Origin of the sequence: Cellulomonas sp. Root137, assembly GCF_001426725.1 — a bacterium.
Classification (GTDB): Bacteria; Actinomycetota; Actinomycetes; order Actinomycetales; family Cellulomonadaceae; genus Cellulomonas.
Genome location: NZ_LMFG01000001.1, coordinates 907339 through 934097, shown reverse-complemented (window position 1 = coordinate 934097; position 26759 = coordinate 907339). Strand labels below are relative to the sequence as shown.

Below are 26759 nucleotides of genomic sequence, written 5' to 3'. Positions count from 1 at the left end.
CTCCCGTCGGGAACACGGGGGTGACGTCGCGCGTTCCTTACCGTACAGTGTACGGCTAGACGACGGAGGAGCCCATGACAGCCATCCAGACCCTCGGACTGACCCGCCGGTACGGCGACACCACCGTGCTCGACAGCCTCGACCTCGCGGTGGAGCCGGGCACCGTGCACGGCCTGCTCGGCCCCAACGGCGCGGGGAAGACGACGGCCGTGCGCATCCTGTCGACGCTCCTGGACCCGCACGGCGGCTCGGCGCGCGTGGCCGGCTTCGACGTGATCCGCGAGCCCGGCCAGGTGCGTCGCCACCTCGGGCTCGTCGGCCAGCACGCGGCCGTCGACGAGATCCTCGGCGGCCGCGACAACCTCGTGATGTTCGGGCGGCTGAGCCACCTGGGCACCCGGCGGGCGCGACACCGCGCGGAGGAGCTGCTCGAGCGGTTCGACCTGGTCGACGCCGCCGACCGGCCCGTGTCCACCTACTCCGGCGGCATGCGGCGGCGGCTCGACCTCGCCGCCGGGCTCGTCCTCGACCCGACCGTCCTGCTGCTCGACGAGCCGACCACCGGGCTGGACCCCGGCGGTCGGCGGGAGGTGTGGCAGTCGGTCCGGGCGCTCGTCGCGGGCGGGACCGCCGTGCTGCTCACCACCCAGTACCTGGAGGAGGTGGACCAGCTGGCGTCGCAGGTCACCGTGCTCGACCACGGCCGGGTCGCCGCCGAGGGCACCCCCGACGCGCTCAAGGCGTCGATCGGCCAGGACCGGCTCGACGTCGTCGTCCGCGACGAGGCCGACCTGCCCGCCGCGCGGTCCGCGCTGCGGGCGGTCGCGGGGGACGCGGAGATCGACCTCGACGGGCGACGGGTCACCGCGACCGTCACCGACCGCGTCGCCGCGCTCACGCACGTGGTCCGCACGCTCGACGACGCCGGGATCGTCGTCGACGACGTGATCCTGCGCCGGCCGACCCTCGACGAGGTCTTCCTGCACCTGACCGGAACGACGAAGGAGGCCGCATGACCTGGGCACTGCGTGACTCGTGGACCGTGACCCTGCGCGACCTCGGGCACTGGCGGCGTCAGCCGTGGGACCTGCTCATCGGCCTCGCGTTCCCGATCCTGCTGCTCCTCATGTTCGGCTACCTGCTGGGCGGCGCGATCGAGGTGCCGGGCGGCTACATCGAGTTCCTGTTCCCCGGCATGCTCGCCGTCACCATGGCGTTCGGGCTGGAGAGCACCATGACCGCGGTGTCGCAGGACGTGCAGCGCGGGGTGACCGACCGGTTCCGCTCGCTGCCGATGTCCCGCGCCGCGGTGCTGCTCGGTCGGGCGACCGCGGACATGCTCGCGAGCGTCGTCGGCCTCGCGGTGCTGCTGGTCGCCGGGCTGGCGGTCGGGTGGCGGGTGCACGAGGGGCTCGGCAGCGCGCTGGCCGGCGTCGGGCTGCTGCTGCTCCTGCGGTTCGCGTTCCTGTGGGTCGGCATCTACCTCGGCCTGCTGTTCCGTGGGCAGGGCGGCGTGATGGCGGTGCAGATCCTGGTGTGGCCGTTCGTGTTCCTGTCGAACGCGTTCGTGCCGATCTCGACCATGCCCGGCTGGCTGCAAGCCCTGTCGGCGTGGAACCCGGTCACCGCGACCGTGGCCGCGACGCGTGACCTGTTCGGCAACCCGACCGTGGCGGCCAGCGGGTGGGCGGCCGACAACGTGGTGCTCCTGGCCGTCGTCTGGCCGGTCGTGCTCGTCGCGATCTTCGGCACGCTGGCGGTCCGTCGCTGGGCGCACCTGGGCCGGTGACCGGGGGTCAGCCGACGTCGCGCCGCCGGAACACCAGGAGCGCGACGCCGGCGACCACCGCGGTGACGACGAGCAGGTACACCGCGCCCTGGGTCTGCGACAGCACGTGCTCGACGCTTCGGCACGACCGGCCGGACTCGGTCGTCGTGCACTCCTGCGTCCAGTACGGTGCGCTGCCCGACACCCAGGCCGAGATGTTGAGGGTGAGGGTCCACGGTCGCAGCGTCTGGACCCAGTTGACCAGGATCCCCTCGACGAGCACGACCCAGCCCAGGACGACGCCGAGCACAGCCGCTGTGTGCCGCACGAGGAAGCCGAGGGCGGCCCCGAGCACGGCGACCACCGGCGTCAGGGCGACGAGGCGCAGGGCGACCGCCATGGGCGACCCCAGGTCCGTCGAGACCCCTGCGTTGATCGTGTCGAAATACCGATAGGCCGCCCACGACCCCCCGAGGACGATCGCCACCGCGACCAGAGCCACCGGGATGATCGCCAGCCCGGCCGCCAGCACCTTGCTCAGGTACACGCGCACCCGGCGCGGGGCGAACGTGAGCCAGTTGGCGATCGAGCCGGTGGAGAACTCGGCCGAGACGAAGCTCCCCGCAAGCAGGACGGGCGCCAGGACGAGGAGCAGCGAGAGCGACGTCAGCAGCGCGGCCGTGTCCCGCGCGAAGCTCGGAGCACCGGCGATCCAGTCCTCGAGCCGGGGTGCCGTCATCCCGTCGCACCCGTAGTCGACCAAGGCCGGATCGTCGGCAGTCTCCTTGTCGGCCTCCTCCTGCGCTCGGCAGTCGGCGACGTACTGCTCGCCGTTCTGCTCCCAGTCCGTGAGCGCCTGCTCGTAGTAGACGCGGGCCTGGTCCTGCTCGGCCTGCGACGGCGGAGACGCCGAGTTCCAGGCCGAGACGACCGCGAAGCAGCAGATGACCAGCACGGCGACCACCCCGGCGCGGATCAGCGCGCGGGACGCGAACCGGTCCAGCTCGACCCGCAGCAGCCGGCTCACGACTCCTCCCCCGCGTGGTGCGCGGGTCTGGCATCCCCGGTCGGTGGCGCGTGGGTCCCCGGACCTCGGCCCGCCGTGAGCTCGAGGAACACGGACTCCAGGTCGGCGCGCAGGGGCACCAGCTCCTCGACGAACAGCTGGTGCGCCGCGAGCGCCTGAGTGATGTGCGCCGGGGGCACTCCGCCGTCGACCAGGAGGTACCGGCCGTCGGGGCGCACGGTCCAGCCCTGCGCGCCGAGCACGTGCTGCGCCCGCTGCGGGTCGGCCACTCCCACCCGGACCGTGGCGGCCACCCCGGTGCCGATCAGGTCGGCCACACGACCGCTCGCGATCAGTTCCCCGCGCGCGATGATCGAGACCGTGTCGGCCACCTGCTCGACCTCGGCCAGGATGTGGCTGGACACCAGCACGGTCTTGCCGCGGTCGGCGAGCCCCCGCATCGTGCCGCGGATCTCCCGGATGCCGGCGGGGTCGAGCCCGTTGGTCGGCTCGTCGAAGATGAGCAGGTCCGGGTTCTTGAGCAGCGTGGCGGCGATGGCGAGCCGCTGCTTCATGCCGAGCGAGTAGCCCTTGTAGCGGTCGTCGGCGCGGTCCAGCAGCCCGACGTCCGAGAGCACCACGTCGACCAGCCGCGTCGGGGCGTCGATGGCCCGGGCCAGCATCGACAGGTTCTTGCGGCCGGAGAAGCTGGGGAAGAACTTGGGCTGCTCGACGATCGCGCCCACCCGGCCGATCACCTCCGGCAGCCGCTGCGGGACCTCCTCGCCGAACAGCGACATCGTCCCGGAGTCCGCGCGGATCAGGCCCAGCAGCATCCGGATGGTCGTCGTCTTGCCCGCGCCGTTCGGGCCGAGGAACCCGTGCACCCCACCGACCGGCACGTCCAGGTCCAGCCCCCCGACCGCGACCGCCCGCCGCCCGGTCCGGCTGCGGTAGGTCTTGCGCAGGCCGCGGGTGGAGATGGCGAGTTCCGTTGACACGTCGGTGTGCCCCTTGACGCTCGGACGCGAGGAACGAGCACTGCGCCCGGTCGCGTGCACCGTAGCGTTTCCGCAGGGACTGTATGGGCAGTTCAGTGCGTCAGCGCGGCGAGCTTGCCCTCGAGCACCCCTCGCTCCCGCGCGTTCCCGCACCGCCGCACCGCGAGCTCCAGCTCACGCCGGGCCTCGTCGGTCCGGCCCAACCGGGTGAGCAGCTCGCCGCGGACGCTCGGCAGCAGGTGCGAGCCGGGGAGCCGGTCCGCCGCGACGAGCTCGTCGACCAGCGGGAGCGCCGCCGCAGGCCCCTGCGCCATCGACACCGCCACCGCCCGGTTGAGCTCCACCACGGGGGACGGGGCAAGGCGACCGAGCGCCTCGTACAGCACCACGATCCGGTCCCAGTCGGTCGCCTGCACGGACGGGGCGACCGCGTGGCACTCGGCGATCGCCGCCTGGACGCCGTACGCACCGAGCCCACGACCCACACGGCCGGCGGTGGCCAGCGCTGCCCGCCCGCGCCGGATCGCCGCACGGTCCCACCGCCGGCGGTCCTGCGCCTCGAGCAGCACCGGCTCGCCGTCGTCGCGCACCCGCGCGGGGAACCGGGCGGCGGTGAGCTCCAGCAGGGCGAGCAGCCCGTGCACCTCGGGCTCGTCGGGCACCAGCTGCGCCAGGACGCGGGTCTGCCGGATCGCCTCGTGGGCCAGGTCGGCCCGGATCCAGTCGGCGCCGGACGTGGCCGACGAGCCCTCGGTGAACACGAGGTACAGGACGTGCAGCACCGAGCCGAGGCGGGCGCGGCGCTCGTCGGCGGGCGGCACGTCGAACGGGACCTGCGCCGCCGCGAGCGTCTTCTTGGCGCGGGTGATCCGTGCCTGGACCGTGGCGGTGGGCACCAGGAGCGCACGGGCGATCTCGTCGCTGGTCAGGCCGCCGACCACCCGGAGCGTCATCGTGAGCTGGGCCTCCCGCGAGAGCACCGGGTGGCACGCGATGAACATCAGCGCCAGCACGTCGTCGTCGATCCGGTCGGGGTCCCAGTCGTCGGCACCCTCCTCGCCCAGGTCGCGGGCGAGGAGGGCGTACCGCTCGTCGAGCGCCGACCGGCGTCGGTAGGCGTCGATCGCGCGCCGACGACCCACCGTGAGCAGCCAGCCGGCGGGGTTGCTCGGGACGCCGTCGCGCGGCCACGCCACGAGCGCCGCGGCCAGCGCCTCCTGGGCCAGGTCCTCCGCGAGCGGGAAGTCCCCGGTGAACCGGGCCAGGGTGGCGACGATGCGCGCCGACTCGATCCGCCAGACGGCCTCGACCGCGTCGCGACCGGAACCGGAGCGGGTCAGAGCTGGCCCGTCCGCTCGCGCCACGCCCGCTCCTTCTGGATCCACTCGTTGTCCTGCGGGAACTCCTCGATGCTCGTCACCCGGCGGATCTCGGTCTTCTGGCCGGGGCCCGTCATCGGGGCGCGCTTGGCCCACTCGACGGCCTCCTCCTTGGACGCGACGTCGAGGATCCAGAAGCCGCCGAACAGCTCCTTGGTCTCCCCGTACGGGCCGTCGCTGACGACGGGCGGCTGCGAGGAGAAGTCGATGACGACCCCGTCGGCCGCGTCGTCCAGGCCCTCGGCCGCCACGAGGACGCCGGCGGAGACCATCTCGTCGTTGAACCGGCCCATCGCCTCCATGATCTGCTCGAAGTCGACGCTCTGGAAGGACTCGAGCGCCTCGTCGGTCGCGCGCATGATCAGCATGTACTTCACGGTCGTCTCCTGTGTCCGGGGCCCCCTTCGGACCCTCTCACCTGCCAGTCGAGCGGCGGAACCGCCGGATCGACATCACGTCCCGACGAGTTTCGCCGACAGCCGCTCGACCAGCCGCCAGCGCGACGCGGCGCTCTCGACGAGCTCCAGCCCCGCCGGCTCCAGCAGCAGCACGGGGCGTCGGCGGAAGTGCTCCCCTGCGCGACGAGGCGAGATGCGCTCGAGCACCCCCTGCACCCCGCGTCCGAGCCGGGCCGACGACTCCACGTGGTCCGCCATCAGCAGCAGACCGCCCGGACGCAGCACGCGCGCGAGCTCACGCAGCACGGCGAGCTCGTCGTCCACGCAGCACAGGGCAAGGGTGCTCACCACCGTGTCGAACGAGTGGTCCGGCACGTCCAGGTGCGCGGAGTCGGCCTGCACCACGCGTGCCGGGACTCCGACCGCCCGCGCCCGCGCCGAGGCCGCGCGGAGCATGGCGGCGCTGACGTCGGTCAGCGTGAGATCGGTGACGCGGTCGGCGTAGTACGGCAGGTTGGCGCCCGTGCCGACGCCGACCTCGAGGGTGCGGCCCGTGACGCGGTCAGCGATCCACTGCCGCGCCGGGGCGAACAACCGGGGTTCGAGGAACGCGGTCGTGCGGTCGTAGGTCGCCGCCTGGTCGTCCCAGTACGCCTCCCGCGACACGCTCATGCCGCCCTAGGTTGCCACCGCTCCCGGGTCGGCCACACCCCTCAGCGAGCCGCGCAGCTCACCGCTGCTCCAGTGGTGCACGAGCGCACCGGACGGGAGCGTGAGCGAGACCGTCCTCATGCGGGCTCAGCGCGTCGGCCACGTCCACGCCGGGCCGTCGAGCACCCCGGCGCCGTCCACCGACGTCGCGCCGCCGCCCTTGGTGAGCTCGATCGTCGTCGCTCCCGCGCCGCGCAGCGCCCGGACCAGGTCCCCGGAGTGGGTGACGACGAGCACCTGCGACCGTTCCGCCGCCGACGCGACGAGGGCGCCGACGGCCGGCATGAGGCTCGGGTGCAGGCTCGACTCGGGCTCGTTGAGGACGAGCAGGTCCGGCGGTCGGGTGGCGTGCGCGGCCGCGACCAGCAGCAGGAACGTCAGCGTGCCGTCGGACAGCTCGGCGGCGGACAAGGGCCGACGCAGCCCCGGCTGGGTCATGGCGACGCGGCAGACTCCGTCGTCGTCCTCCGTGACCACCAGGCGCGAGCCCGGGAACGCCACGTCGACCGACGCCTGCAGCCCGTCCGCGTCGCCCACGCGGTCGATCGTCAGCAGGGCGGCGGCCAGGTCGTCGCCGGTGGCGGCGAGCACCGGCGTGAACGTCGCGATCCCCGGCCGCCGCGCCGGGGAGTCGGCGTCGGTGCGCAGGTGGTCGTAGAACCGCCAGCGGCGGGCCTGCTCCCGCAGCGCGAACAGGTCGGGCGTCGCGGCGGGGTCGGCCAGGAGCGCCATGACCGACTCGTGATCGCCGACCGTGAGCGGGACTGTCGTCCACGAGCCGGCGTCGTCGCGCGTGCGGATCCGCGACCCGGTGCGCTCGGTCAGGACCGTCGACGGCCGCAGCACGGGACCGGCCCACACCACCTCGGACTTGATCTCCGGGTCGAGCATGAACGGACCCAGCTGCGGCAGGCCCAGGTCGATCGCGTACGAGAGGTCCTCCGTGGCGATGCCCAGCCGGACGGCGACGGGTCCCCCGGCGCGCCGGCCGGCGTGCATGGCGGACCGCATCCCGCCCTCGCGTGCCAGCGACGAGACGGCGCCGTCACGGGCCACCTCGGCGAGCAGGCGGAGCGCCCGGTAGACGCTCGTCTTGCCGCTCCCGTTGGCGCCGGTGACCACCGTGAGGTCGTCGAGGCCGAGCACCAGCGACCGCAGGCTGCGGTACCCCTCGACCGCCAGCGTCCGGATCATGGCGCGACCCTAGCGGCGGGCGCCGACGCTCAGACCGGTTCCAGCAGGACCACGGGGATCACGCGGGACGTCCGCTCCTGGTACCGCGCGTAGTTGGGCAGCGCCTCGACGATCCGCGGCCACAGCCGGTCGCGCTCGTCCGTCGTCGCCACCCTCGCGAGCATCGGCCGGGCCGGGCCGCCGCCGACCGCGACCTGCACCTGCGGGTGGTCGCGCAGGTTGAGGAACCACGACGGGTGCTCGTCGTTCCCGCCGGCGGACGCCACGATCACGAGCGAGTCCCCCAGAATCACAGGCGCGGTCAGCATCGACGACCGCGGCCTGCCCGACCGGCGTCCGATCGTCACCAGCTCGAGCGACGGCAGCCCCACCAGCTCGCCACCGAAGCGACCGCGCGTGAGCCGGAGGAGGGCGCGGTGCAGCCAGCTCAGGGACCGCATGAGGACGGTGCTGGTCATGGTCGGCGTCTCAGGAACATGTCTCGATGAGAGCACGTGTCGCACCGCGGTGCGACGATTCTCCGATGACCCGCTTCGTCGTCGACGCCGCCGCCGCGCTCCGGCTGGCGGCGATCGGCACCCCCGTGCCCGTGGCCCACGAGCTGCTGGCCCCGACCCTGCTGCGCTCGCAGGCGCTGTCCGCGATGCACGAGGCCGTCCACCGCGGTGACCTCACGTCCGCGGAAGCCCGCGAGCGCCTCGCGCGCCTGAACCGGATGTCGATCCGGCTCCTCGGCGACGGCGTCCTGCGGAACACGGCCTGGAAGATCGCCGACGAGCTCGGCTGGGAGTCGACCTACGCGGCCGAGTACGTCGCGCTCACGCGGCTGCAGGCCGACGCCCTGGTGACCCTCGACGACGGCCTGGCGCGCGCCGTCGAGGGTGTCGTCGCGACCGCGCCGTTCGAGGCGCTGCTGGACCCCGCCGCATGAACGTGACGCTCAGCCCGTGGTCGACCGACGACGACGAGGCCCTCGCCGCCGCCGTGCGGGACAGTCCCGATCTCGCGGTCCAGCTCGGCGACGAGGCGCTCGGCACGCCCGAGGCCGCCCGCAGCTACATCGAGCGGTACCTCGGCCACGACGAGGGGACGATCACGTTCGCGATCCGCGTCGACGGGACCGCCGTCGGCCACGTCGCCCTCAGCCACATCGAGCGCCGGCACGACACCGCGTGGGCGTCGTACTGGGTGTCGGCCAGCCGCCGTGGCCACGGCCTGGCGTCCCGCGCGCTCGCCACGGTCGCCGCCTACGCGTTCGAGACGCTCGGCCTGTTCCGGCTCGAGCTCGGGCACCGCGTGAACAACCCCGCGTCCTGCCGGGTGGCCTCCGCCGCCGGGTTCTCCGCCGAGGGGATCCAGCGCGCGAAGCTCCGGTACGGCTCCAACCGGTACCACGTCGAGACGCACGCGCGGCTGGCGTCCGACCCGGCACCGGCTCTCGCGCTCGTCCCACTCCTCCGGGAGGCCGTGCCGGTGCGGTGACCCTCGCCGCAGGGTCCGCCCCGGCGGCATGCTGGTCTCGCAGTCCGAGGCTGAGGGGGCCGGCGTGCGGGAGCGGGAGCAGGTCCGGCGTGTGGTCGTGGTCGGCGGGAGCATCGCGGGGCTCCTCGCCGCGGCGGCGCTCGCCGGCCCAGGACGGTCGGTCACCGTGCTGGAACGCGACGCGCTTCCCGTCGGGCCGGAACCGCGTCCGGGCGTCCCCCAGGGCCGGCAGCCGCACGTGTTCCTGCACCGCGGGCTCCTCGCCGTCGAGGAGCTGCTGCCGGGGGTCGACGCCGACCTTCGCGCGGCCGGCGCGGTGCCGCTCGACACCGGGTACATCGCCTGGCTCGGTGAGTCGGGGTGGGCGCCGCGGGGACCGCAGTACGAGATCCTCTCGCTGACCAGGCCGCTGTTCGAGCACGTCGTGCGCGACCACGTCTGCCGGCTCGCCGGGGTGGAGCTGCGCGACGGGACCGCCGTGACCGGGCTGCGGCGGGGCTCGTCGACCGGTCCCCGCTGGTGGGTGGACACGGCCGGCGACCCGGTGCCCGCCGACCTGGTGATCGACGCGTCGGGTCGGTCGTCGCGGCTGCCGCCCTGGCTGGTCGCGCTCGGCGTCGGTCCGGCGCGCACCACGCGGGTGGACGCGCGGGTGGGGTACGCCACCGCCCGCGTCGCGGTGCCTCCGGGGACGGTCACGGTCGACGGGATCGAGCTGCTGCAGACCCCGGACCGGTCCGGCGGCAGCGCGCTGCCCGTCGAGGGCGACACCTGGCTGGTCACCGCCGTCGGTGCAGGTGCGCGTCGTCCGGGGCGGGACCGCGCATCGTTCGTCGGCACCCTCGCCTCGCTGCCCGACCCGTCCCTCCACGACCTGGCCGCGCGTGCCGAGGCGGAGGTCGTCATCCACCGCCAGACCGGCAACCAGCGGCACCACTACGACCGGGTGCGGGGCTGGCCGGACGGGCTGCTCGTCGTCGGTGACGCCCTGTGCGCGTTCAACCCGGTCTACGGCCAGGGCGTCACGGTCGCGGCGCTCGAGGCACTGGCCCTGCGCGACGCGGCCCGCGGCCCGCTGCGCACGCGGCGGCTGCTGCGCCGGTTCGGCCGGGTGGTCGACCTGCCGTGGCGGATCGCCACGAGCGAGGACCTCCGCTATCCCACCGCCGGGGGGCGCGTGCCTCGCGCATCCGCCCTGTTCTCCGCCTGGACGCGGGAGCTGGGACGGATGGGCGCGCACGGCGACCAGCTCGCGCAGCTGTCGATCGCCCGGGTGTACCACGTGATGGCCTCGCCCTGGCTGCTGCTGCACCCCGCGCTCGTCGCACGCTCGGTGCGGGCGCGGCTGCGCGGGTACGGAGACCCGACGCCGCGCCCGCAGGTGTTCGCCGACGAGCGAAGTCCGTAGCCTGAGCGTGTGGACACGTCAGCTGCCGTGACCCTGGTCGTCGGCCTCGTCGGCGTGGTGGTGGGCGCGTGGCTCAGCCACCGGTTGTCCGTACGGGCGCAGCGGGACGCCTGGCTCCGCGAGCAGCGGTACGAGCTGTACGTCGAGGCCGTGCCCGTGCTGCAGCGGGCCAGGACAGAGGCGCTCCGGGAGGTGCCCCCCGACACGTCGGTCGTCGGCGACCTGCGCTTCCTCCTGCTGCGGGTCAAGGTGCTGGGCTCACCCGACGCGGTCGCCAGGGTCGCCGCGGTGGACCGCCTGCTGTCGAACTCTGCGCCTCCGTGGTACCTGACGAGCGAGCAACGCGAGCAGTACCGGCGTCCACTCCCTCTGGGACACCGGACTGCCACCCGCGGCGTGGTCGACGAGGCGCTGGCCGCGCTCGAACGCGACGTGCTCGGCGTCCGGGCACCAGAGGCGCCCCCCGTCCGTGCCGACGAATGAGGCCCTACGCTCGCTCGCGTGAGTGAGATCGCGCAGCTGCCTGCCGAGCACCCGTGGGCCACCGTCGGCGTCATCGCCGTCATCCTCCTGGTCGGCTGGCTGCGCCGCCCCCGGGGGGCCAGGCCGCGTCAGACCCGGCCGCGCGGGATGCGGCCGCGGACCGGGGAGGTCTGGTTCGCGCAGGTGCCGTTCGAGGAGGGCACCGGCGGCAAGGACCGACCCGTGCTCGTCCTGTCGGTGATCGGCACGACGTGCGAGGTCGCGAGGTTCACGTCGCAGGACCGCAGCGGCCGGAGCGACTACCTCCGGGTCCCGCAGGGGGTCCCCGGCCTGCCGAAGGCGAGCTGGCTGGACCGGCGGCCGATCACGCTCCACCCCTCCGCGTTCCGCCGGTACCTCGGCGAGCCGGGCGAGGCGTTCGTCGGCTGGTACCGCGGCTCCGCCGGCGATCTCGGGTGACCTGCTCGTCGGCGTCGACTAGCGTCTCGCCCTTGTGAGCCGGATCGTCGACGTCGTCGTCCCGCGCAGGCTGGGCACCGGGTTCCGGTGGCTGCTGGCCTCGTCGTGGAGCTCGAACCTCGGCGACGGCATCGTCCTCGCGGCCGGTCCGCTGCTGGTGGCGTCTCGCACCGAGGACGCGTTCCTCGTCGCGCTCGCCGCCCTGCTCCAGTGGCTGCCGCCGCTGCTGTTCGGGCTGTGGGCGGGCGCACTGACGGACCGGCTGGACAGACGCCGGCTGGTGATCCTCGTGGACTCGCTGCGCACCGTCGTCCTGATCCTGCTGGCCGCCGCCGTGGCCTTCGACGTGGCCACCATCGCGCTGGTCCTGGTGGCGATGTTCCTGCTCGGCACCGCGGAGACGTTCGCCGACAACGCGTCGGGCACGATGGTGCCGATGCTGGTCCAGCGCGACGACCTGGCCCTGGCCAACAGCCGCATCCTGGCCGGGTTCGTCACCGTGAACCAGCTGGTCGGCCCGCCGCTGGGGGCGTTCCTCTTCGCGGCCGGGCAGGCGTGGCCGTTCGCCGCCGACGCGCTGCTGGTGGCGGCAGGCGCCGTCCTCGTCTCGAGGATCTCGCTGCCGCCGCACCTGGCCGAGCCCCGGACCACGCACCTGCGCCACGACATCGCCGAGGGTGTGCGCTGGGTGCGGCACCACGCGGCCGTGCGGACCCTGGTGCTCACCATCCTCATCTTCAACGTGACGTTCGGGGCCGCGTGGTCGGTGCTCGTCCTCTACGCGCGGGAGCAGCTGGGCCTCGGGGCGATCGGGTTCGGGCTCATCACCACGGTCGGGGCCGTCGGCGGGCTCGTCGGGACGGTGTCCTACGGCTGGATCACGCGGCGGGTCAGCCTCGCGAACCTCATGCGGATCGGGCTCATCGTCGAGACCCTCACGCACCTGGCGCTGGCGCTCACCACGACGGCCTGGTTCGCCCTCGTGGTGTTCTTCGTGTTCGGCGCGCACGCGTTCGTCTGGGGCACCACCTCGGTGACCATCCGGCAGCGGGCCGTGCCGACCGAGCTCCAGGGGCGGGTCGGGAGCGTGAACCTGGTGGGGGTGTTCGGCGGGCTGGTGGTCGGCGCGGCGATCGGTGGGCTGCTCGCGCAGCGGTACGGGGTGACCGCGCCGTTCTGGTTCGCGTTCGTCGGGTCCGCGATCTTCGTCGTGCTCATCTGGCACCAGCTGCGGCACGTGGCGCACACCGACGAGCAGGACGCGCCCGAGCCGGTTTGACCCTTGGATCGAATTCCATCAATATAGGCCTGTGCCGAGCATCGCCATGAGCCCTGCGTCCGCGGACCAGGTGGCCCGCGCGCTCAAGGCCCTGGCGGACCCCCTGCGCCTGCGCGCCCTCTCGCTCATCGCCGCCAGCCCCTCGGGTGAGGCGTGCGTCGAGGACGTCAGCGAGCTCACGTCGGTGTCGCAGCCGACCGTCTCCCACCACCTCAGGGTGCTCAAGGACGCGGGGCTGGTCACGGCCGAGCGCCGGGGCACGTGGGTCTGGTACCGGATCGCTCCGGAGCACCGCGGCGCGGTGCGCACGGTGCTGGAGTCGTTCGCGGCCACCGAGGAGCGCGCGGCGGAGGCGATCCCCGACCTCGACGAGCGCCTCGACCGCCTCACCGCCGACCTCGCGCCGCGGTACCCGACGATCGACGCCCTCCGGGTCCGCGACGTCGTCCGCGACTCCGCGACGGCCCTCGCCAGGACGGGCGCCGGCTCGCGCACGATCGGCCTGGCCGAGCGGTTCGCGCGGCAGCGCCTGGACGACCTGGCCCGCATCGACGGCGCGACGACCGTCCCGCGCGTGCTCTTCGTCTGCGTCGCCAACGCCGGCCGCTCGCAGCTGGCCGCGGCCCTGCTCCAGCGCTACGCGGGCGACGCGGTGCTCGCCCGGTCCGCCGGCTCGGCGCCCGCCGCCGCGATCCACACGCACGTCCGCCCGGAGCTCGACGCCCTGGGGGCCGACGGCTTCCCCAAGCCGCTGACCGACGACGCCGTCCGCGCCGCCGACATCGTCGTGACCATGGGCTGCGGCGACGTCTGCCCGGTCTACCCCGGCATCCGCTACGAGGACTGGGCGGTGGGCGACCCCGCCCTCGCCTCCCCCGACGGCGTCGCGGCGATCCGCGCCGACATCGACTCCCGCGTCCAGACCCTGCTCACCACCCTTGGAGTGTCATGACCCAGCCCAGCGTCCTGTTCGTCTGCGTGCACAACGCCGGCCGGTCCCAGATGGCGGCCGGCTTCCTGAAGGCCCTGTCCGGTGGCGCCGTGGAGGTCCTGTCCGCCGGGTCCATGCCGGCCGACCAGGTCAACCCGGTCGCGGTCGACGCGATGGCGGAAGTCGGCATCGACATCCGTGCGGAGCAGCCGAAGGTGCTCACCACCGAGGCGGTGCGGGCCTCGGACGTCGTGGTGACCATGGGCTGCGGTGACGTGTGCCCGTTCTTCCCCGGCAAGCGGTACGAGGACTGGGTGCTCGAGGACCCCGCGGGCCAGGGCATCGAGTCGGTCCGCCCGATCCGCGACGAGATCCGTGGCCGGATCCTCACCCTCCTGGACGAGCTGGGCGTGGAGCCCGTCCGCGCGTGACCGACCTCGTCCGTCGGCTGGGGGTTGCCGACGCCGTCGTCGTGGGGCTCGGCGCAATGCTGGGCGCCGGGGTGTTCGCCGCCTTCGCGCCCGCGGCCGAGGCCGCCGGGTCGGGGCTGCTGATCGGGCTGGCGATCGCCGCGGTCGTGGCGTTCTGCAACGCGACGTCGTCGGCGCGGCTGGCGGCGCTGTACCCGGAGTCGGGCGGCACCTACGTCTACGCGCGGCGGCGGCTCGGCCGGTTCTGGGGGTTCCAGGCGGGCTGGTCGTTCGTCGTCGGCAAGACCGCGAGCTGCGCGGCGATGGCCCTGACGTTCGCCTCCTACGCCGCGCCCGGGCACGCGCGCCTGGTCGGGATCCTCGCCGTTGTCGCGATCACCGCGCTGAACTATCGCGGCGTGCAGAAGTCCGCCCTGGTGACGCGGGTGATCGTCGCCCTCACGCTCGTCACGCTCGCGGTGGTCGTCGCCGCGTCGCTGGCCGGCGGGACCGCGTCGACCGAGAACCTCGCCGGCGTGGAGCTCGGCGGCGTGCTGCAGTCCGCGGGCCTGCTGTTCTTCGCGTTCGCCGGGTACGCGCGGATCGCCACCCTGGGCGAGGAGGTGGTCGACCCGCGGCGCACCATCCCCCGGGCCATCCCGCTCGCGCTCGCCATCGTGCTCGTGGTCTACGTCGTGGTGGGCGTCTGCGCGCTGCTCGCGGTCGGGCCCGACGCCCTCGCCGCGACCGCGGCTCCCCTGCGCGCGGTGGTCGAGGCGGGGTCCTGGGCGGCCGTGAGCCCGGTGGTGCAGGTCGGTGCCGCCATCGCGTCGCTCGGGGCGCTGCTGGCGCTGGTGCTCGGGGTGTCGCGCACCGCGTTCGCGATGGCCCGCGACCACGAGCTGCCCCCGTACCTCGCGGCCGTGCACCCCCGGCACGGGGTGCCCTACCGGGCGGAGCTGGCGGTCGCTGCCGTCGTGATCGTGCTCGTCGCCACGCTGGACGTGCGGGGCGCGATCGGGTTCTCGTCGTTCGGCGTACTGACCTACTACGCCCTGACCAACGCGAGCGCGTTGCGCCTGCGGCCCGACGAGGGCCGCCCGCCCCGCTGGGTCTCCGCGCTCGGGCTGGTCGGCTGCGTGGTCCTCGCGCTCACCCTGCCGCTCCCGTCGGTGCTGGGCGGGCTCGCCGTGGCGCTCCTCGGTGCGGGTGTCTGGGCGGTGCGGCGGGGGCGCGGCCGCGGGTGACCGCGGCCGCGCTCGTCATGCCGGGACGCAGCAGGCGGTGGGGGCCGCCCGGAGCGTCAGCCGCGGCAGGCGCCAGGAGCGCGCCGGCCTCGGCGCCCGCTCCGCGAGGACGAACCGACGGTGCAGCTCGGCCTCCAGCTCGCGCTCGCGCTCGTCGTACAGGACTGCGAACAGCTCGGGGTGCATGGCCTACTCCTCGGTGAGGGGCTTGCGGGCGCGGACCACGGCGCCGTGCATGCCGTCCGCGACCTGGTGCGTGAACGTGACCTCGGCGTCGGCGAACCCGGCGCGGGTCAGCCCGTCGAGGTACTCGGTGCGGGACAGGGCGCCCGCGATGCAGCCGACGTACGAGCCGCGCTCGGCGCGCTGCTCCGGCGTGAGGTGGTCCTCGGCGACGACGTCGGAGATCCCCACCCGACCGCCTGGCGTGAGCACCCGGAAGGCCTCCGCGAGCACGGCCTGCTTGTCGGTGGACAGGTTGACCACGCAGTTGGAGATGACCACGTCCACCGTGGCGTCGTCCAGGGGCAGGTCCTCGATGGTGCCCTTGCGGAACTCCACGTTGGTGGCCCCCGCCTTGACCGCGTTGGCGCGGGCCAGGTCGAGCATCTCGTCGGTCATGTCCACCCCGTAGGCGAACCCCTCCGGGCCGACCCGACGGGCCGACAGCAGCACGTCGATCCCGCCGCCCGAGCCCAGGTCGAGCACGCGCTCGCCCGCCCTCAGCTCCGCGACCGCCAGCGGGTTCCCGCAGCCCAGCGAAGCGGCCAGCGCCTCGACAGGGATGCTCACGGCGTCCTGCGCGCTGTAGAGACCCGCCCCGAACTTCTCGTCGACGTCGACCACCGAGCCCGGCGTGCAGCAGCCGCCGTCGCCACAACACCCACCCAGCCCGGCCTGCGTCTCCACCGCCGCCAACGCGTAGCGCTGACGCACCTGCTCCCGCACCTCGTCCATCTCGTCCGCCTCCTCAGGCATCGACAACCATCAATGGAGAAGATGCACCCATCCATCGATGGTTGTCAATATCGACAGACGTAAATGTCTGAGGCAGACTGTCCTCATGGCTCTCGATCTCCTGCCCGTCGTCTCCGCCTCCGGCGGGGCGTGCTGCACCCCGCTGACCCGCGACGCGATCACGGAGCAGGCCGCCGCCTCCCTGTCCCAGGTGCTCAAGGCGCTGGCCGACCCCGCCCGTCTGCGCCTGCTGTCGCTCATCGCGTCGCACGACGGCGCCGAGGCGTGCGTCTGCGACCTGACCGAACCGGTCGGGCTCAGCCAGCCGACGGTGTCGCACCATCTCAAGGTCCTGGTCGACGCCGGCCTGGTCACCCGCGACAAGCGCGGCGTCTGGGCCTACTACGCCCTGGTGCCCGGAGCGCTCGACGCCGTCACGCACCAGCTCGGCACCCACCTGACCGCGGGCGCGGCCTCATGAGAGTGCTCCCCCTGACCGCCGAGCACTGGCCCGCGGTCGAGCGCATCTACGCCGCCGGGATCGCCACCGGGCACGCGACGTTCGAGTCCGCGCCGCCCACGTGGGAGGCGTTCGACGCGGCACGGCTCCCGGCCCACCGGCTCGTCGCGGTCGACGACGACGGCGCCGTCGTCGGCTGGGCGGCCGCCGTCCCGGTCTCCGACCGGTGCGCCTACGCCGGCGTCATCGAGCACTCGGTCTACGTGGACCCCGCCGCGCAGGGCCGCGGGATCGGTCGGACGCTGCTGGCCGCGCTGCTCGAGAACGCCCGCACCGAGGGGATCTGGACCGTGCAGTCCGGCATCTTCCCCGAGAACGCGACGAGCCTCGCCGTGCACGCGGCCGCCGGGTTCCGGGTGGTCGGCACGCGCGAGCGCCTCGGCCGGATGACCTACGGTCCGCTGGCCGACCAGTGGCGGGACGTCGTCCTCGTCGAGAAGCGCCTCTGACTCAGCGGTGGTGCGGCGGCACCGGGTAGAGCGTGTGCTCGGTGTGCTGCAGCACGTTGGTGACCAGCGCGGACACGTGCTCGTTGGCCTGCGAGTAGTAGACCGTCGTGCCGTCCCGGCGAGCGGTGACCAGGTGGCCGGCGCGCAGCTTGGCCAGGTGCTGGGAGACGGCGGGTGTCGGGCGGTCGAGCGCCTCGGCGATCGCGGTCACGGACAGCTCCGTCCCGTCCAGCAGCGCGAGGATCGCCAGCCGGGTGCGGTCGGCGAGCAGGCGCAGGATGTCGACCGCGTGGTCGAGGTCGGCTGCGCCGGTGAGGTTGGTGGCCATCGTCGTCATGATCGCAGGCTGGGCACCCGTGCGGGGCTCGGCCACAGCAGCGTCGCGGTGATCGTCGCGGCGGTCGCGACGACGGCCAGCACGACGGCGGCGACCCCGAGCCCGACGGTGCCGAGCCAGCCGGCGAGCGGGTAGGTGAGCAGCCAGCACGCGTGCGACAGGGAGAACTGCGCCGCGAACGCCGCGGGGAGGTCCTCGGTGGACACCTCGCGGCGCACGAGCCGACCGACGGGGGTCTCGACGGCGGCCCAGCCGAGACCGACGAGCACCCAGAGCACGCTCACGGCCGCGAGGCTGTGCAGCGCGACCGGGATCACCGCGGTGGTGACGGCGAGGAGCGCCGCCCCACCGAGCATCACGCGGCGTTCGGTGACGCGGCGCAGCAGCCGCGGCAGGGTCAGTGCGGCCGCCATCGAGCCCAGCCCGTTAGCGGCGAGCACCAGCGCCACGACGCCGTCCCCGAGGCCGAGCTCACCGCGGACCACGACGACGGTCTGCACCAGCACGAACGCCCCGGCGGCCGCCACCACGAGGTTGAGCGCGAGGACCGGTCGCAGCGCCGGCGTCCGCACGAACAGCGCCGCTCCCCGCCGCACCTCGTGCGTGAACCGCCCCTGGGCGGCCGGGACCCCGCGCGGCAGGACCACCGAGCCCACCAGCAGCGCGGACCCGGCGAACCCGATCGCGGTGCCGACGAAGAGCGCGTCGGACGGGACCAGGAGCAGCAGGGCCGCCGCGAGCACCGGCGCCAGGACCGCCTCGAGGTCGTACGCCAGCCGGGACAGCGACAGCGCGGCGGTGTAGTCGTCCTCGTCGGGAAGGACCTGCGGGATCACCGACTGGAAGGTCGGCGTGAACGTCGCGGACGCGGCCTGCAGGACGAAGATCAGGACGAAGACCTGCCAGACCTCGCCGACGAACGGCAGCATCGACGCCACCAGCAACCGCAGCACGTCGGACCCGATGAGGACCGCCTTCCGCGGCAGGCGCGCCACCACGACGGCCGCGACCGGCGCGACGAGCACGTACGCGAGCATCTTGATCGCGAGCGCCGTGCCGAGCACCGAGCCGGCGTCGGCGCCGGCGAGGTCGTAGGCGAGCAGGCCGAGCGCGACCGTCGCGAGCCCGGTTCCGGCCAGCGCCACCACCTGCGCGGCGAACAGCCGGCGGTAGACGGGGTGGGCGAGGGCGCGAAGCATCCTTCTATTATTGCGTATCTACGCAAGCACTGAATACACGATCCGCTGTACTCTCGCCGGATGGAGACGGTGACCCTCACCCACACCGCCGCGCTCGCACGGCTCGGGCACGCGCTCTCGGACGAGACCCGCACCCGCATCCTGCTCGTCCTGCGCGAGGCCCCGGCCTACCCGTCCGACCTCGCGGACGCGCTCGGCGTCTCCCGGCAGGTGATGTCCAACCAGCTGGCCTGCCTGCGCGGCTGCGGCCTGGTCGAGGCGGTCCCCGACGGTCGGCGCACCTGGTACCGGCTGGCCGACGCCCACCTGGCGCCTGCCCTCGACGACCTGCTCCGGCTCGTCGTCACCGTCGACCCCACCTGCTGCGGATCGGACGGGTGCACGTGCTCCTGACCCGACGCACGGTCCTCCAGCGGCGCATCCGGTGGGTCGTCGCCCTGACGATCGCCTACAACGTGGTCGAGGCGGTGGTCGCGCTGGTCGCCGGGCGGATGGCGTCGTCGTCGGCACTCCTGGCATTCGGACTCGACTCCGTGGTCGAGGTCCTGTCGGCCGCCGCGGTCGCGTGGCAGTTCGCGGCACCCGATCCCGAGAGCCGCGAGCGCACCGCCCTGCGACTGATCGCCGTCTCGTTCTTCGGGCTCGCCCTCGTGGTCACCCTCGACTCGGCGCGGACGCTGCTCGGCGGCTCGGAGCCGGAGCACTCGACGGTCGGCATCGTGCTGGCCGCCGCGAGCCTCGTGATCATGCCGCTGTTCTCGTGGTTCGAGCGCAGGACCGGACGCGAGCTGGGCTCCGCCTCGGCGGTCGCCGACTCGAGGCAGACCCTGCTCTGCGCCTGGCTGTCCGGCGTCCTGCTGGTGGGCCTCGTGCTCAACAGCACGCTCGGGTGGACGTGGGCAGACCCGCTCGCCGCGCTGGTGATCGCCGGGTTCGCGGTCCGGGAGGGCCTCGAGGCGTGGCGCGGCGAGGCCTGCACGGTCCCGGTCAGCGCCCTCGTGGAGTCGGACGAGGCCTAGCCGGTCACGTGCGCGACGATCCGCTTGATCGTCTCGTCGTCGCGCAGGATCCGGCGGTGACCGAGCCCGTCACTGACCACCAGCTCCGCACCCGGCCACGCGCGGGCGATGCGGGTGCCGTCCGCGTGGTCGGCCTCCTTGTCGGCGCGGTCGCTCAGGACGAGCGTCGCGGGCAGCGGTCGACCCGCGTTGGCGGCTCGCACGGGGATGTCGAGCTCCGCCAGCCGCCGACCCGCCAGCTTCTCCATGCGGACGACGAACCGGTGCCGCGTCCGCTCGCTGAACCCGAGGGTGTGCGCGAAGCCGACCGTGTAGGTGGACGGGTCGGCCAGCGGCGTGACCAGCACGAGGCGCTCGGTCGGCGTCCCGTCCAGGACGGCGAGCGCGCTCGCGGCCGCGCCCATGGAGTGGCCGACGACCGCGCGGGCCGGACCGTGCGCGTCGATGACCGTGCCGAGCGCGGACATCATCTCGGGCAGGGTCGTCCGCCGGCGACCGAGGGCGCCGGGCCCCGAGTCGCCGTGCGCGGGTGCGTCGTACGCGACCACCCGGAGGCCCGCCGCGAGGAGCGGCTCGACCAGCGAGCGCAGCTGCCCGCGGTGGCCGCCCCAGCCGTGCACCAGGTAGACGGCCGGCCCGTCGCCCCAGACCTGCCCGGCGATCGGGCCGGTGCGGAACGCGGTGCCGCCGGGGATGGCCGACGGGTGCTTCGCGCGCGCCGGGGTGCACCACAGGCGCAGCGCCCCGCGGGCGACGAGCTCGGGGGCCACGCGGTCCAGGGCCCCCACCGCGGACCGGACCAGCGGAGGGACGGGCGGGAGCTGCGTACGAACGGTCGTGCTTTTTTCGGTCGACAACTGGGTCATTTCGGGGTCTCCAGAAGAAGTCAGCGGAGGAGGGACTGCAGCAGCCGCTCGAACGCGAAGCGGGTGTGCGGTTCGGCCGCCGGGTCACGCAGCAGCCGGAAGGCGTGGAAGTGGGCGAGCAGCAGCCCGTGCAGGTCGTGCGCGAACTGCTCGGGCGCGAGGTCGTCGCGGAACGCCCCGTCCTTGGCGCCGGAGCGGTAGACCTGCGCGAGCGACTCGGCGAGGTCCCAGTGGTCTCGGACCAGCTGGTCGCGGACCGGCCCGGGCTGGTCGTCGAACTCCGTGGCCGCCGAGACGAACAGGCAGCCGGCCGCCCCGGAGGACGAGGTGGTGAGCCATCGCTCGAACAGGGTGCGGACGCGCTGCTCACCGCGGGGCGCCGCGAGCGCCGGGCGGATCACCTGGTCGACGAAGTGCTCCCGCGCGCTCGCGAGCACGGCCAGCTGGAGCGCCTCCTTGGACCGGAAGTGCGCGTAGAGGCCGGACTTCGACAGGCCCGTGGCGGACGCGAGGGTGCCGATGGTCAGACCGGCGACGCCGAGGCGCCCGGCGATCTCGACCGCCTGGTCGATCACCGCCTGACGCGTCTCGTCACCCTTGCCCATGGTCTATGAATAGCACGATCGTGCGGTCCGGCGCATCTACCACGTCCTCCGGCGGGATCATCCAGCCGGACGACCCAAGGCAACCGTCCCCCGAGCGCTACCGTCGACGGCATGGCGCTGCTCGACAACAAGACGATCCTCGTGACCGGCGTGCTCACCGAGGGCTCGATCGCGTTCCACGTCGCCCGGCTGGCCCAGGAGCAGGGCGCGCAGGTGGTCCTCACCTCCTTCGGGCGCCAGCAGCGGCTGACCGAGGCCATCGCGCGACGCCTCCCGGCACCGGCACCGGTGGTGCGCCTCGACGTCACGTCGGCCGAGGACCTGGCCGCGCTCGCAGGTGCCGTCGGCGAGCACGCGGACCGGCTCGACGGGGTGGTCCACTCGATCGGCTTCGCGCCGCAGGCGGTGCTCGGCGGGAACTTCCTCGACGGCGAGTGGCCCGACGTGGCGACCGCGCTGGAGATCTCGGCGTACTCGCTCAAGGCGCTGGCCGTCGCCGCGCAGCCGCTGATGGTCCGGGGCAGCTCGGTGGTCGGTCTGACCTTCGACGCGACCGTGGCGTGGCCGGTCTACGACTGGATGGGCGTGGCCAAGGCAGCCCTGGAGTCGACGTCCCGCTACCTCGCACGCGACCTCGGGCCCGAGGGGATCCGCTGCAACCTCGTCGCCGCCGGCCCGATCCGGTCCACCGCGGCCAAGGCGATCCCCGGCTTCGAGGCGATCGAGGGTGGCTGGGACGCGCGCGCTCCCCTGGGCTGGGACGTCGGCGACGCCGGTCCGACAGCCCGCGCGGTGGTCGCGCTGCTCTCGGACTGGTTCCCCGCCACCACCGGCGAGATCGTGCACGTGGACGGCGGCGTCCACGCGATGGGGATGTGACAGCCAGGGTCGTTGGTCCCGGCTCGACGCCGCTCCCTTCACCTACGGTTGCGTAACTTACGCTCCCGTAGGTCTGGAGAGGTTCGATGCCGACACCCCCGCCCGTCCGGTCCCTGCGCCGCGCGCTGCCGACGATCATCCAGGGCGGGATGGGCGTCGCTGTCTCGTCGTGGCGTCTGGCGTCCGCGGTCGCGCGGCGTGGGCAGCTCGGTGTCGTGTCCGGCACGGCCCTGGACCTCGTGCTGGCCCGCCGGCTCGAGGACGGTGACCTGGACGGCTCGGCCCGCCGCGCGATGGCCGCGTTCCCGGTGCCGGCCATCGTCGAGCGCGTGATCAAGCGGCACCTGCGCCCCGGCGGCCGGGCGGCGGGCGTGGCGTACACGCCGGTCCCGCGGCTGAGCATGCGCCCGGGACGCGCCGTCCAGGAGCTCACCGTGCTGGCCAGCTTCGTCGAGGTGTGGCTCGCCAAGGAGGGGCACGACGGCCCGGTCGGCATCAACTGCCTGGAGAAGGTCCAGATGGCGATGCCCGCGGCGGTGTACGGTGCCATGCTCGCCGGGGTCGACGCGGTGCTCGTCGGCGCCGGCATCCCGCGCCACCTGCCGCACCTGCTCGACGAGCTCGCGGCCAACCGCCCCACGCAGCTGCCCGTCGACGTCGCCGGCGACCCCGGCGGTGACCACGTCGTCCAGATCGACCCGCCGGACCTGCTCGGTCCCGACCTGCCGGCACTGGACCGCCCGCTGTTCCTCGCGATCGTGTCGAGCGAGGTCCTGGCCGCCTACCTCACCCGGGACCCCGCGATCCGGCCGGACGGGTTCGTCATCGAAGGCCCCCGCGCCGGCGGTCACAACGCGCCGCCGCGAGGACGCCCGGTGCGCGACGAGCGCGGCCAGCCGGTGTTCGGCGCCCGGGACCAGGCGGACGTCAGCAAGGTCGCCGCGGTCGGCCTGCCGTTCTGGCTCGCCGGCTCGCTGGGCACGCCGGAGGCGGTCCGCGAGGCCCTCGCCGCCGGCGCGACCGGCGTCCAGGTGGGCACCGCCTTCGCGCTCAGCTCCGACTCGGGCCTGACCGACGAGCTGCGCGACCGCCTCCTCGCCCTGCTGCGCACCGGCGAGCTCGAGGTGCTCACCGACGGGGACGCCTCACCGACCGGCTTCCCGTTCAAGGTCGCCCAGCTGACCGGCACGCTCTCCGACCCCGCGATCCGCAGCGCTCGGCCGCGCCTCTGCGACCTCGGCTACCTGCGCTCGCCGTACCTCAAGGACGACGGCCGGGTCGGGTTCCGATGCCCCGCCGAGCCGGTCGCGATGTACGTCAAGAAGGGCGGCTCCGAGCAGGACACCGAGGGACGGGCGTGCCTGTGCAACGCGCTGTCCGCCGATGTCGGTCTCGGGCAGACCCGGCCGGACGGGCGCGAGGAGGAGGCGCTGGTCACCCTCGGCACCGACCTCGACGGCGCGAACCGCCTGGCCGAGCTGCACCCCGACGGCTGGTCGGCCGACCAGGTGCTCGACTGGCTCCTGGAGCCGGCGCTGTAGAGCCCTTGGTCCCGGTCGCGCCCGCAGGGATCGACGGATACTCGGGAGGCGCCCGTCACCGACCTCGGAGGACCTCATGACCACGCAGCACGTCGAGATCTCGACCGGCACGCCGGCCCCCGCGGCTGAGGCCCACGTGTGCAGCTGTGGGCACGCCGCGGAGAAGGAGATCGTGCTCGACGCGCGCAGCCTCCCCCGCCCGATCCGGCACGCGGCGATCCGCGGCGCGTTCAGCGCGATCCCCGTCGGTCAGTCGATGATCCTCGTCGCGCCGCACAAGCCGCTCCCCCTGCTCGCGCAGCTGGAGCAGGACGCCCCCGGTGCGCTGGAGATCGAGTTCCTGGTCGACGAGCCCGACGACTGCCGCGTGCGCCTGACGCGCGTCTAGAGAGCCATCAGCGCGACGCCCAGCGCCGCGGCCCCGAGGCAGAGCACCACCGAGCCGACGGCGTTCGCGGTCGCTCGGCGCAGCTCGCCCGCCTGGACCAGCCGGACGGTCTCCACCATCGCGGTGGAGAACGTGGTGTACCCGCCGCAGAACCCGGTCGCGGCCACCACCTGCCAGGCCTCGCCGAGCCCGTGGTAGACGTGCGCGCCGGCGAGCAGGCCGATCAGCAGGGACCCCGACACGTTGACCGCGAGCGTGGCCAGCGGGAACACCCGGTTCCACCGCGAGCGCACCGAGCCGTCGACGACGAACCGGGTGGCGGCGCCGATCCCGCCGAAGACCGCGATGAGCAGGACGGTCATCGCGACCGCCGAGACCCGAGCGCGACGCCACCCACGCACGCCAGCAGCCCGAGGACCACGCTGAGCACCCCGTAGGCGATGCCCATGGTCACCTGGCCGGCCGCGAGCAGCCGCTCCATCTCGAGCGCCAGGCTGGAGAACGTGGTGAACCCGCCGAGCACCCCCGTGCCGGCACCGAGCCGCACCAGCCGGCCCCGGCGCGACTCCTCACCGCGCCGCAGCAGCGCCTCGAGCAGGAGCCCGAGCAGGAACGACCCGAGGACGTTCACGACGAACGTCGCCGTCGGCCACCCGCCGGCGGACGTGCCGAGCCACTCGGAGACGGCCCAGCGGCCCGTCGTCCCCACTGCTCCGCCCAGCGCCACGACCGCGACGAGCCTCGGATCGAGGTGCGGGGATCGGGTCATGGATGCTCCTGCGGGACGATCGTCACCGGCAGCGGCTGCGTGTGCGCGAGGTGGCCGGCCGTCGAGCCGCCGATCAGGTGGTTCATCCACCCGCCGATTCCGGGACGCCGGCTGCCGACGACGATCATCGCCGCGCCCGCCTCCCGGCCGACGCGGGCCAGCTCACGCGACGCCTCGCCGACCGTGTACACGAACCGCCACGGTACGTCGGACCCCTCGAGGTTCCGCTCGACCTCCGCGGCCACCTCCACCTCCGCCGCGACCTCGTCCTCCCGGTCGTCGACGTGGTCTGGGTCCAGCGGGGTGGTGACCAGGGTGCCGTCGGGGTCCTGCGCGACGAACGTACGGGCGGCGTCGGACCAGACGCACACGAGGTCCGCACTCATCGCGAGGGCGAGACGCGCGGCCTCCCGCACGACGGTCGGCGACTGCCCCGGGAGCACGCCGACGACCACCGCCGGGCCGTCCGGTGTCGGCACGCCGTGCCACGCGTGCGGTGCGGATCGGGTCACCCGCCGAGGCTACGCGGGAACACCCGCCCGGCCGCGGAGGTTGCGGTGACCCATGACCACTATCGGATTCATCGGCGCAGGCCACATCGGCGGCACGCTCGCCCAGCTCGCGATCTCGCACGGCTACGACGTCGTCGTCAGCAACTCCCGCGGCCCGGAGACCCTCACGGACCTGGTCGAGCAGCTCGGCGACCGCGCACGCGCGGGGACGGCGGCCGAGGCCGCCGCAGCCGGGGACGTCGTCGTCGTGACGATCCCCACCAAGAACGTGAACGACGTCCCCGTCGAGCCCCTGGCCGGCAAGGTCGTCATCGACACCAACAACTACTACCCGCAGCGCGACGGCCAGATCGAGGCGCTCGACAACGAGTCCACGACCGTCTCCGAGCTGCTCCAGACCCACCTGCCGGCGTCGCACGTGGTCAAGGCGTTCAACCACATCATGTTCAGCGACCTCGCCACGCAGGGCGTCCCCGCCGGCACCCCCGAGCGCCGGGCGCTGGCCGTCGCGGGCGACTCGGACGAGGCCCGGGCCGCGGTGGCCGAGCTGATCGACGAGCTCGGCTTCGACGCGGTCGACGTCGGCCCCCTGTCGGAGGGCTGGCGCTACCAGCGCGACACCGCGGCCTACGTCCAGCGGTTCGACGCCGACGGCCTGCGCGCCGCCCTGTCGAAGGCCGTGCGCTACCGCGACATGTGACACAGAAGAACCGGACGGCCTGCGCTCCCCTCACTGCGCAGGCCGTCCGGTGGCTCAGCGGGCGGCCGGGACCCTGACCAGCTGCTTCGGTCCGTCGTTGCCGTACTCGTCGGCGGGGTGCGCCAGCTCGACGAACCAGCTGGGCTCCAGCAGGTCGGCACCGCCCTCGTAGGGCGCCGCCCAGTACGCGAGGACGCTCGAGACGACCGAGAGCTTCTCTGTCCGGCTTTTGCGGTGCCGGGCGGACTCGAGCACCCGCTCGAGCGCCTCGCCCTCCTCGACCAGCTCGGCCTCGCGGTAGAGCTCGACGCTGTCCCAGGTCGTCGCCATGAGGCGCAGCGGACGGTCGTCGTCGAGGAACGTCGCGTTCACGCCCGCCCGCGGACCCGTCACCGGGATGCCGTCGAGCGTGACCCGCGCGCGGACGTCGGTCTTCACCGCGAACCGTGTCCGCTCCTTGCCGTCGAAGCGCACCGCCTCGATGACCGTCGCGTCGATGCTCGTCTCCAGCCGGACGCCGTCGAACCGGGCGACGCCCGGGCCGAGCCCGTACCGCTCGGTCAGCTCGGAGGCCACGCCGACGGCCTTGTCGGCGGGCAGCGGCTCGGGGTGGCCCTTCTCGGGGTCCGCGGCGGCGACGCCTCGCACCGTGTCGATGACGGCGGTGACGCCGGCCAGCCGGTTGCCCGGGCCGCCGTGCACCAGCGTCGCGTCCTTGCCGAGGACGGCGAACGCCTCCTCGGTGCGCACGACGTCACCGTCGATGCGGAACGCCTCGGCGAGACTGCGCAAGCGGTCGTCGTCCAGGGCAGCGGGTCGCACGCGGGCGACCGAGATCGTGGTCATGACGGTTCCTCTCGAG

The 26759-nt window shown here is 73.9% G+C and carries 36 protein-coding genes; 19 read left to right on the top strand and 17 right to left on the bottom strand.

Annotated elements, in window-relative coordinates:
• The first annotated feature begins 74 nt into the window (after positions 1-74).
• Both ASD18_RS04485 and ASD18_RS04480 read left to right on the top strand, forming a co-directional pair.
• Complete coding sequence (locus ASD18_RS04485) at positions 75-1016, top strand: ATP-binding cassette domain-containing protein (RefSeq protein ID WP_056087238.1); 942 nt, start codon at positions 75-77, stop codon at positions 1014-1016.
• Positions 1013-1789, top strand: a complete 777-nt coding sequence (locus ASD18_RS04480) for an ABC transporter permease (protein WP_056087236.1) — start codon at positions 1013-1015, stop codon at positions 1787-1789. The genes ASD18_RS04485 and ASD18_RS04480 overlap by 4 nt, the downstream gene beginning before the upstream one ends.
• A gap of 7 nt (positions 1790-1796) precedes the next feature.
• Here the strand turns inward: ASD18_RS04480 and ASD18_RS04475 are convergent, their stop codons facing one another.
• The 7 genes from ASD18_RS04475 to ASD18_RS04445 form a co-directional block, all read right to left on the bottom strand.
• Entirely contained in the window at positions 1797-2795 is a 999-nt protein-coding gene (locus tag ASD18_RS04475) for an ABC transporter permease subunit (protein WP_056087232.1), read from the bottom strand.
• Positions 2792-3775 carry an ABC transporter ATP-binding protein gene (locus ASD18_RS04470; protein WP_056087228.1) on the bottom strand — a complete coding sequence of 328 codons (984 nt, stop codon included), beginning with the start codon at positions 3773-3775 and terminating at the stop codon, positions 2792-2794. Before ASD18_RS04470 ends, ASD18_RS04475 begins: the two co-directional genes overlap by 4 nt.
• A 92-nt stretch (positions 3776-3867) precedes the next feature.
• A complete protein-coding gene (locus tag ASD18_RS04465) occupies positions 3868-5139 on the bottom strand; it encodes an RNA polymerase sigma factor (protein ID WP_056087225.1) in 1272 nt (423 codons plus the stop codon).
• A complete protein-coding gene (locus tag ASD18_RS04460) occupies positions 5112-5531 on the bottom strand; it encodes a YciI family protein (RefSeq protein ID WP_056087223.1) in 420 nt (139 codons plus the stop codon). The genes ASD18_RS04465 and ASD18_RS04460 overlap by 28 nt, the downstream gene beginning before the upstream one ends.
• 75 nt (positions 5532-5606) lie before the next feature.
• Positions 5607-6224 (bottom strand): class I SAM-dependent methyltransferase, encoded by a 618-nt coding sequence (locus ASD18_RS04455; protein ID WP_056087221.1) that lies wholly within the window; start codon positions 6222-6224, stop codon positions 5607-5609.
• A 126-nt stretch (positions 6225-6350) separates the two neighbouring features.
• Complete coding sequence (locus ASD18_RS04450; protein ID WP_056087218.1) at positions 6351-7457, bottom strand: AAA family ATPase; 1107 nt, start codon at positions 7455-7457, stop codon at positions 6351-6353.
• Between the two features lie 29 nt (positions 7458-7486).
• Entirely contained in the window at positions 7487-7915 is a 429-nt protein-coding gene (locus tag ASD18_RS04445; protein ID WP_056087215.1) for a nitroreductase/quinone reductase family protein, read from the bottom strand.
• A gap of 65 nt (positions 7916-7980) precedes the next feature.
• Between ASD18_RS04445 and ASD18_RS04440 the strand changes: the two genes are divergently transcribed.
• The 9 genes from ASD18_RS04440 to ASD18_RS04400 are packed head-to-tail and all read left to right on the top strand — an operon-like array spanning position 7981 to position 15156.
• Positions 7981-8388, top strand: coding sequence for a type II toxin-antitoxin system VapC family toxin (locus ASD18_RS04440; protein ID WP_056087212.1), 408 nt, complete (start codon positions 7981-7983; stop codon positions 8386-8388).
• On the top strand, positions 8385-8939 hold the full coding sequence (locus ASD18_RS04435; RefSeq protein ID WP_056087208.1) for a GNAT family N-acetyltransferase: 555 nt from the start codon (positions 8385-8387) through the stop codon (positions 8937-8939). Before ASD18_RS04440 ends, ASD18_RS04435 begins: the two co-directional genes overlap by 4 nt.
• A 28-nt stretch (positions 8940-8967) precedes the next feature.
• Positions 8968-10347, top strand: coding sequence for an NAD(P)/FAD-dependent oxidoreductase (locus tag ASD18_RS04430; RefSeq protein ID WP_162251725.1), 1380 nt, complete (start codon positions 8968-8970; stop codon positions 10345-10347).
• A gap of 9 nt (positions 10348-10356) precedes the next feature.
• Positions 10357-10830, top strand: coding sequence for a hypothetical protein (locus ASD18_RS04425; protein WP_056087203.1), 474 nt, complete (start codon positions 10357-10359; stop codon positions 10828-10830).
• Positions 10831-10848: 18 nt separating this feature from the next.
• Positions 10849-11289 carry a hypothetical protein gene (locus ASD18_RS04420; protein WP_056087200.1) on the top strand — a complete coding sequence of 147 codons (441 nt, stop codon included), beginning with the start codon at positions 10849-10851 and terminating at the stop codon, positions 11287-11289.
• Positions 11290-11323: 34 nt separating this feature from the next.
• Positions 11324-12568, top strand: a complete 1245-nt coding sequence (locus ASD18_RS04415; RefSeq protein WP_056087195.1) for an MFS transporter — start codon at positions 11324-11326, stop codon at positions 12566-12568.
• A gap of 46 nt (positions 12569-12614) precedes the next feature.
• Positions 12615-13520: a metalloregulator ArsR/SmtB family transcription factor gene (locus ASD18_RS04410; RefSeq protein WP_056091548.1), complete on the top strand. Its 906-nt coding sequence runs from the start codon at positions 12615-12617 to the stop codon at positions 13518-13520.
• Positions 13517-13930, top strand: coding sequence for an arsenate reductase ArsC (locus tag ASD18_RS04405; RefSeq protein WP_056087192.1), 414 nt, complete (start codon positions 13517-13519; stop codon positions 13928-13930). The genes ASD18_RS04410 and ASD18_RS04405 overlap by 4 nt, the downstream gene beginning before the upstream one ends.
• Positions 13927-15156 (top strand): APC family permease, encoded by a 1230-nt coding sequence (locus tag ASD18_RS04400; protein ID WP_056087188.1) that lies wholly within the window; start codon positions 13927-13929, stop codon positions 15154-15156. The genes ASD18_RS04405 and ASD18_RS04400 overlap by 4 nt, the downstream gene beginning before the upstream one ends.
• 15 nt (positions 15157-15171) lie before the next feature.
• Here ASD18_RS04400 and ASD18_RS20975 read toward each other — a convergent pair whose 3' ends face one another.
• Together ASD18_RS20975 and arsM are read right to left on the bottom strand one after the other, a co-directional pair.
• Complete coding sequence (locus ASD18_RS20975; protein WP_156387883.1) at positions 15172-15342, bottom strand: hypothetical protein; 171 nt, start codon at positions 15340-15342, stop codon at positions 15172-15174.
• Positions 15343-15345: 3 nt separating this feature from the next.
• Positions 15346-16113 carry an arsenite methyltransferase gene (gene arsM / locus ASD18_RS04395; RefSeq protein WP_056091545.1) on the bottom strand — a complete coding sequence of 256 codons (768 nt, stop codon included), beginning with the start codon at positions 16111-16113 and terminating at the stop codon, positions 15346-15348.
• Positions 16114-16219: 106 nt separating this feature from the next.
• Here arsM and ASD18_RS04390 point away from each other — a divergent pair, with 106 nt between their 5' ends.
• Positions 16220-16594, top strand: a complete 375-nt coding sequence (locus tag ASD18_RS04390) for a helix-turn-helix transcriptional regulator (RefSeq protein WP_056087186.1) — start codon at positions 16220-16222, stop codon at positions 16592-16594.
• A complete protein-coding gene (locus ASD18_RS04385; RefSeq protein WP_056087181.1) occupies positions 16591-17082 on the top strand; it encodes a GNAT family N-acetyltransferase in 492 nt (163 codons plus the stop codon). The genes ASD18_RS04390 and ASD18_RS04385 overlap by 4 nt, the downstream gene beginning before the upstream one ends.
• 1 nt (position 17083) lies before the next feature.
• Here ASD18_RS04385 and ASD18_RS04380 read toward each other — a convergent pair whose 3' ends face one another.
• Together ASD18_RS04380 and ASD18_RS04375 are read right to left on the bottom strand one after the other, a co-directional pair.
• Positions 17084-17419, bottom strand: coding sequence for a helix-turn-helix transcriptional regulator (locus tag ASD18_RS04380; RefSeq protein WP_056091542.1), 336 nt, complete (start codon positions 17417-17419; stop codon positions 17084-17086).
• Entirely contained in the window at positions 17416-18618 is a 1203-nt protein-coding gene (locus ASD18_RS04375) for an MFS transporter (protein ID WP_056087177.1), read from the bottom strand. The genes ASD18_RS04380 and ASD18_RS04375 overlap by 4 nt, the downstream gene beginning before the upstream one ends.
• Before the next feature lie 60 nt (positions 18619-18678).
• Here ASD18_RS04375 and ASD18_RS04370 point away from each other — a divergent pair, with 60 nt between their 5' ends.
• On the top strand, positions 18679-19011 hold the full coding sequence (locus ASD18_RS04370; RefSeq protein WP_056087175.1) for a helix-turn-helix transcriptional regulator: 333 nt from the start codon (positions 18679-18681) through the stop codon (positions 19009-19011).
• Positions 18996-19637 carry a cation transporter gene (locus ASD18_RS04365; RefSeq protein ID WP_235522254.1) on the top strand — a complete coding sequence of 214 codons (642 nt, stop codon included), beginning with the start codon at positions 18996-18998 and terminating at the stop codon, positions 19635-19637. Before ASD18_RS04370 ends, ASD18_RS04365 begins: the two co-directional genes overlap by 16 nt.
• Here ASD18_RS04365 and ASD18_RS04360 read toward each other — a convergent pair.
• Together ASD18_RS04360 and ASD18_RS04355 are read right to left on the bottom strand one after the other, a co-directional pair.
• On the bottom strand, positions 19634-20503 hold the full coding sequence (locus ASD18_RS04360) for an alpha/beta fold hydrolase (protein WP_082573530.1): 870 nt from the start codon (positions 20501-20503) through the stop codon (positions 19634-19636). The two genes, ASD18_RS04365 and ASD18_RS04360, sit on opposite strands and share 4 nt — an antisense overlap.
• 20 nt (positions 20504-20523) lie before the next feature.
• Positions 20524-21108 (bottom strand): TetR/AcrR family transcriptional regulator, encoded by a 585-nt coding sequence (locus ASD18_RS04355; RefSeq protein ID WP_056087170.1) that lies wholly within the window; start codon positions 21106-21108, stop codon positions 20524-20526.
• Between the two features lie 111 nt (positions 21109-21219).
• On the opposite strand from ASD18_RS04355, the gene fabI reads away from it, so the two are divergent.
• The 3 genes from fabI to ASD18_RS04340 all read left to right on the top strand — a co-directional run bounded on the left by fabI (position 21220) and on the right by ASD18_RS04340 (position 23916).
• Positions 21220-21987, top strand: a complete 768-nt coding sequence (fabI, locus tag ASD18_RS04350) for an enoyl-ACP reductase FabI (protein WP_056087167.1) — start codon at positions 21220-21222, stop codon at positions 21985-21987.
• 86 nt (positions 21988-22073) lie between these two features.
• On the top strand, positions 22074-23528 hold the full coding sequence (locus ASD18_RS04345; RefSeq protein ID WP_056087164.1) for a nitronate monooxygenase: 1455 nt from the start codon (positions 22074-22076) through the stop codon (positions 23526-23528).
• A 76-nt stretch (positions 23529-23604) separates the two neighbouring features.
• A complete protein-coding gene (locus tag ASD18_RS04340; protein WP_056087161.1) occupies positions 23605-23916 on the top strand; it encodes a DUF2249 domain-containing protein in 312 nt (103 codons plus the stop codon).
• Here ASD18_RS04340 and crcB read toward each other — a convergent pair.
• Genes crcB through ASD18_RS04325 form a run of 3 tightly spaced genes read right to left on the bottom strand, consistent with a single transcriptional unit; the run spans position 23913 to position 25197 of the window.
• Positions 23913-24278: a fluoride efflux transporter CrcB gene (crcB, locus tag ASD18_RS04335; protein WP_056087158.1), complete on the bottom strand. Its 366-nt coding sequence runs from the start codon at positions 24276-24278 to the stop codon at positions 23913-23915. The two genes, ASD18_RS04340 and crcB, sit on opposite strands and share 4 nt — an antisense overlap.
• Complete coding sequence (locus ASD18_RS04330) at positions 24275-24685, bottom strand: CrcB family protein (protein ID WP_056087154.1); 411 nt, start codon at positions 24683-24685, stop codon at positions 24275-24277. Before ASD18_RS04330 ends, crcB begins: the two co-directional genes overlap by 4 nt.
• Positions 24682-25197 carry a universal stress protein gene (locus ASD18_RS04325; protein ID WP_082573528.1) on the bottom strand — a complete coding sequence of 172 codons (516 nt, stop codon included), beginning with the start codon at positions 25195-25197 and terminating at the stop codon, positions 24682-24684. The genes ASD18_RS04330 and ASD18_RS04325 overlap by 4 nt, the downstream gene beginning before the upstream one ends.
• Positions 25198-25249: 52 nt before the next feature.
• Between ASD18_RS04325 and ASD18_RS04320 the strand changes: the two genes are divergently transcribed.
• The gene (locus ASD18_RS04320) at positions 25250-25897 is read left to right on the top strand and encodes an NADPH-dependent F420 reductase (RefSeq protein ID WP_056087146.1); all 648 of its coding nucleotides are present in this window, start codon (positions 25250-25252) and stop codon (positions 25895-25897) included.
• Between the two features lie 54 nt (positions 25898-25951).
• Here the strand turns inward: ASD18_RS04320 and ASD18_RS04315 are convergent, their stop codons facing one another.
• The gene (locus ASD18_RS04315) at positions 25952-26743 is read right to left on the bottom strand and encodes a hypothetical protein (protein WP_056087141.1); all 792 of its coding nucleotides are present in this window, start codon (positions 26741-26743) and stop codon (positions 25952-25954) included.
• Positions 26744-26759 lie beyond the last annotated feature (16 nt).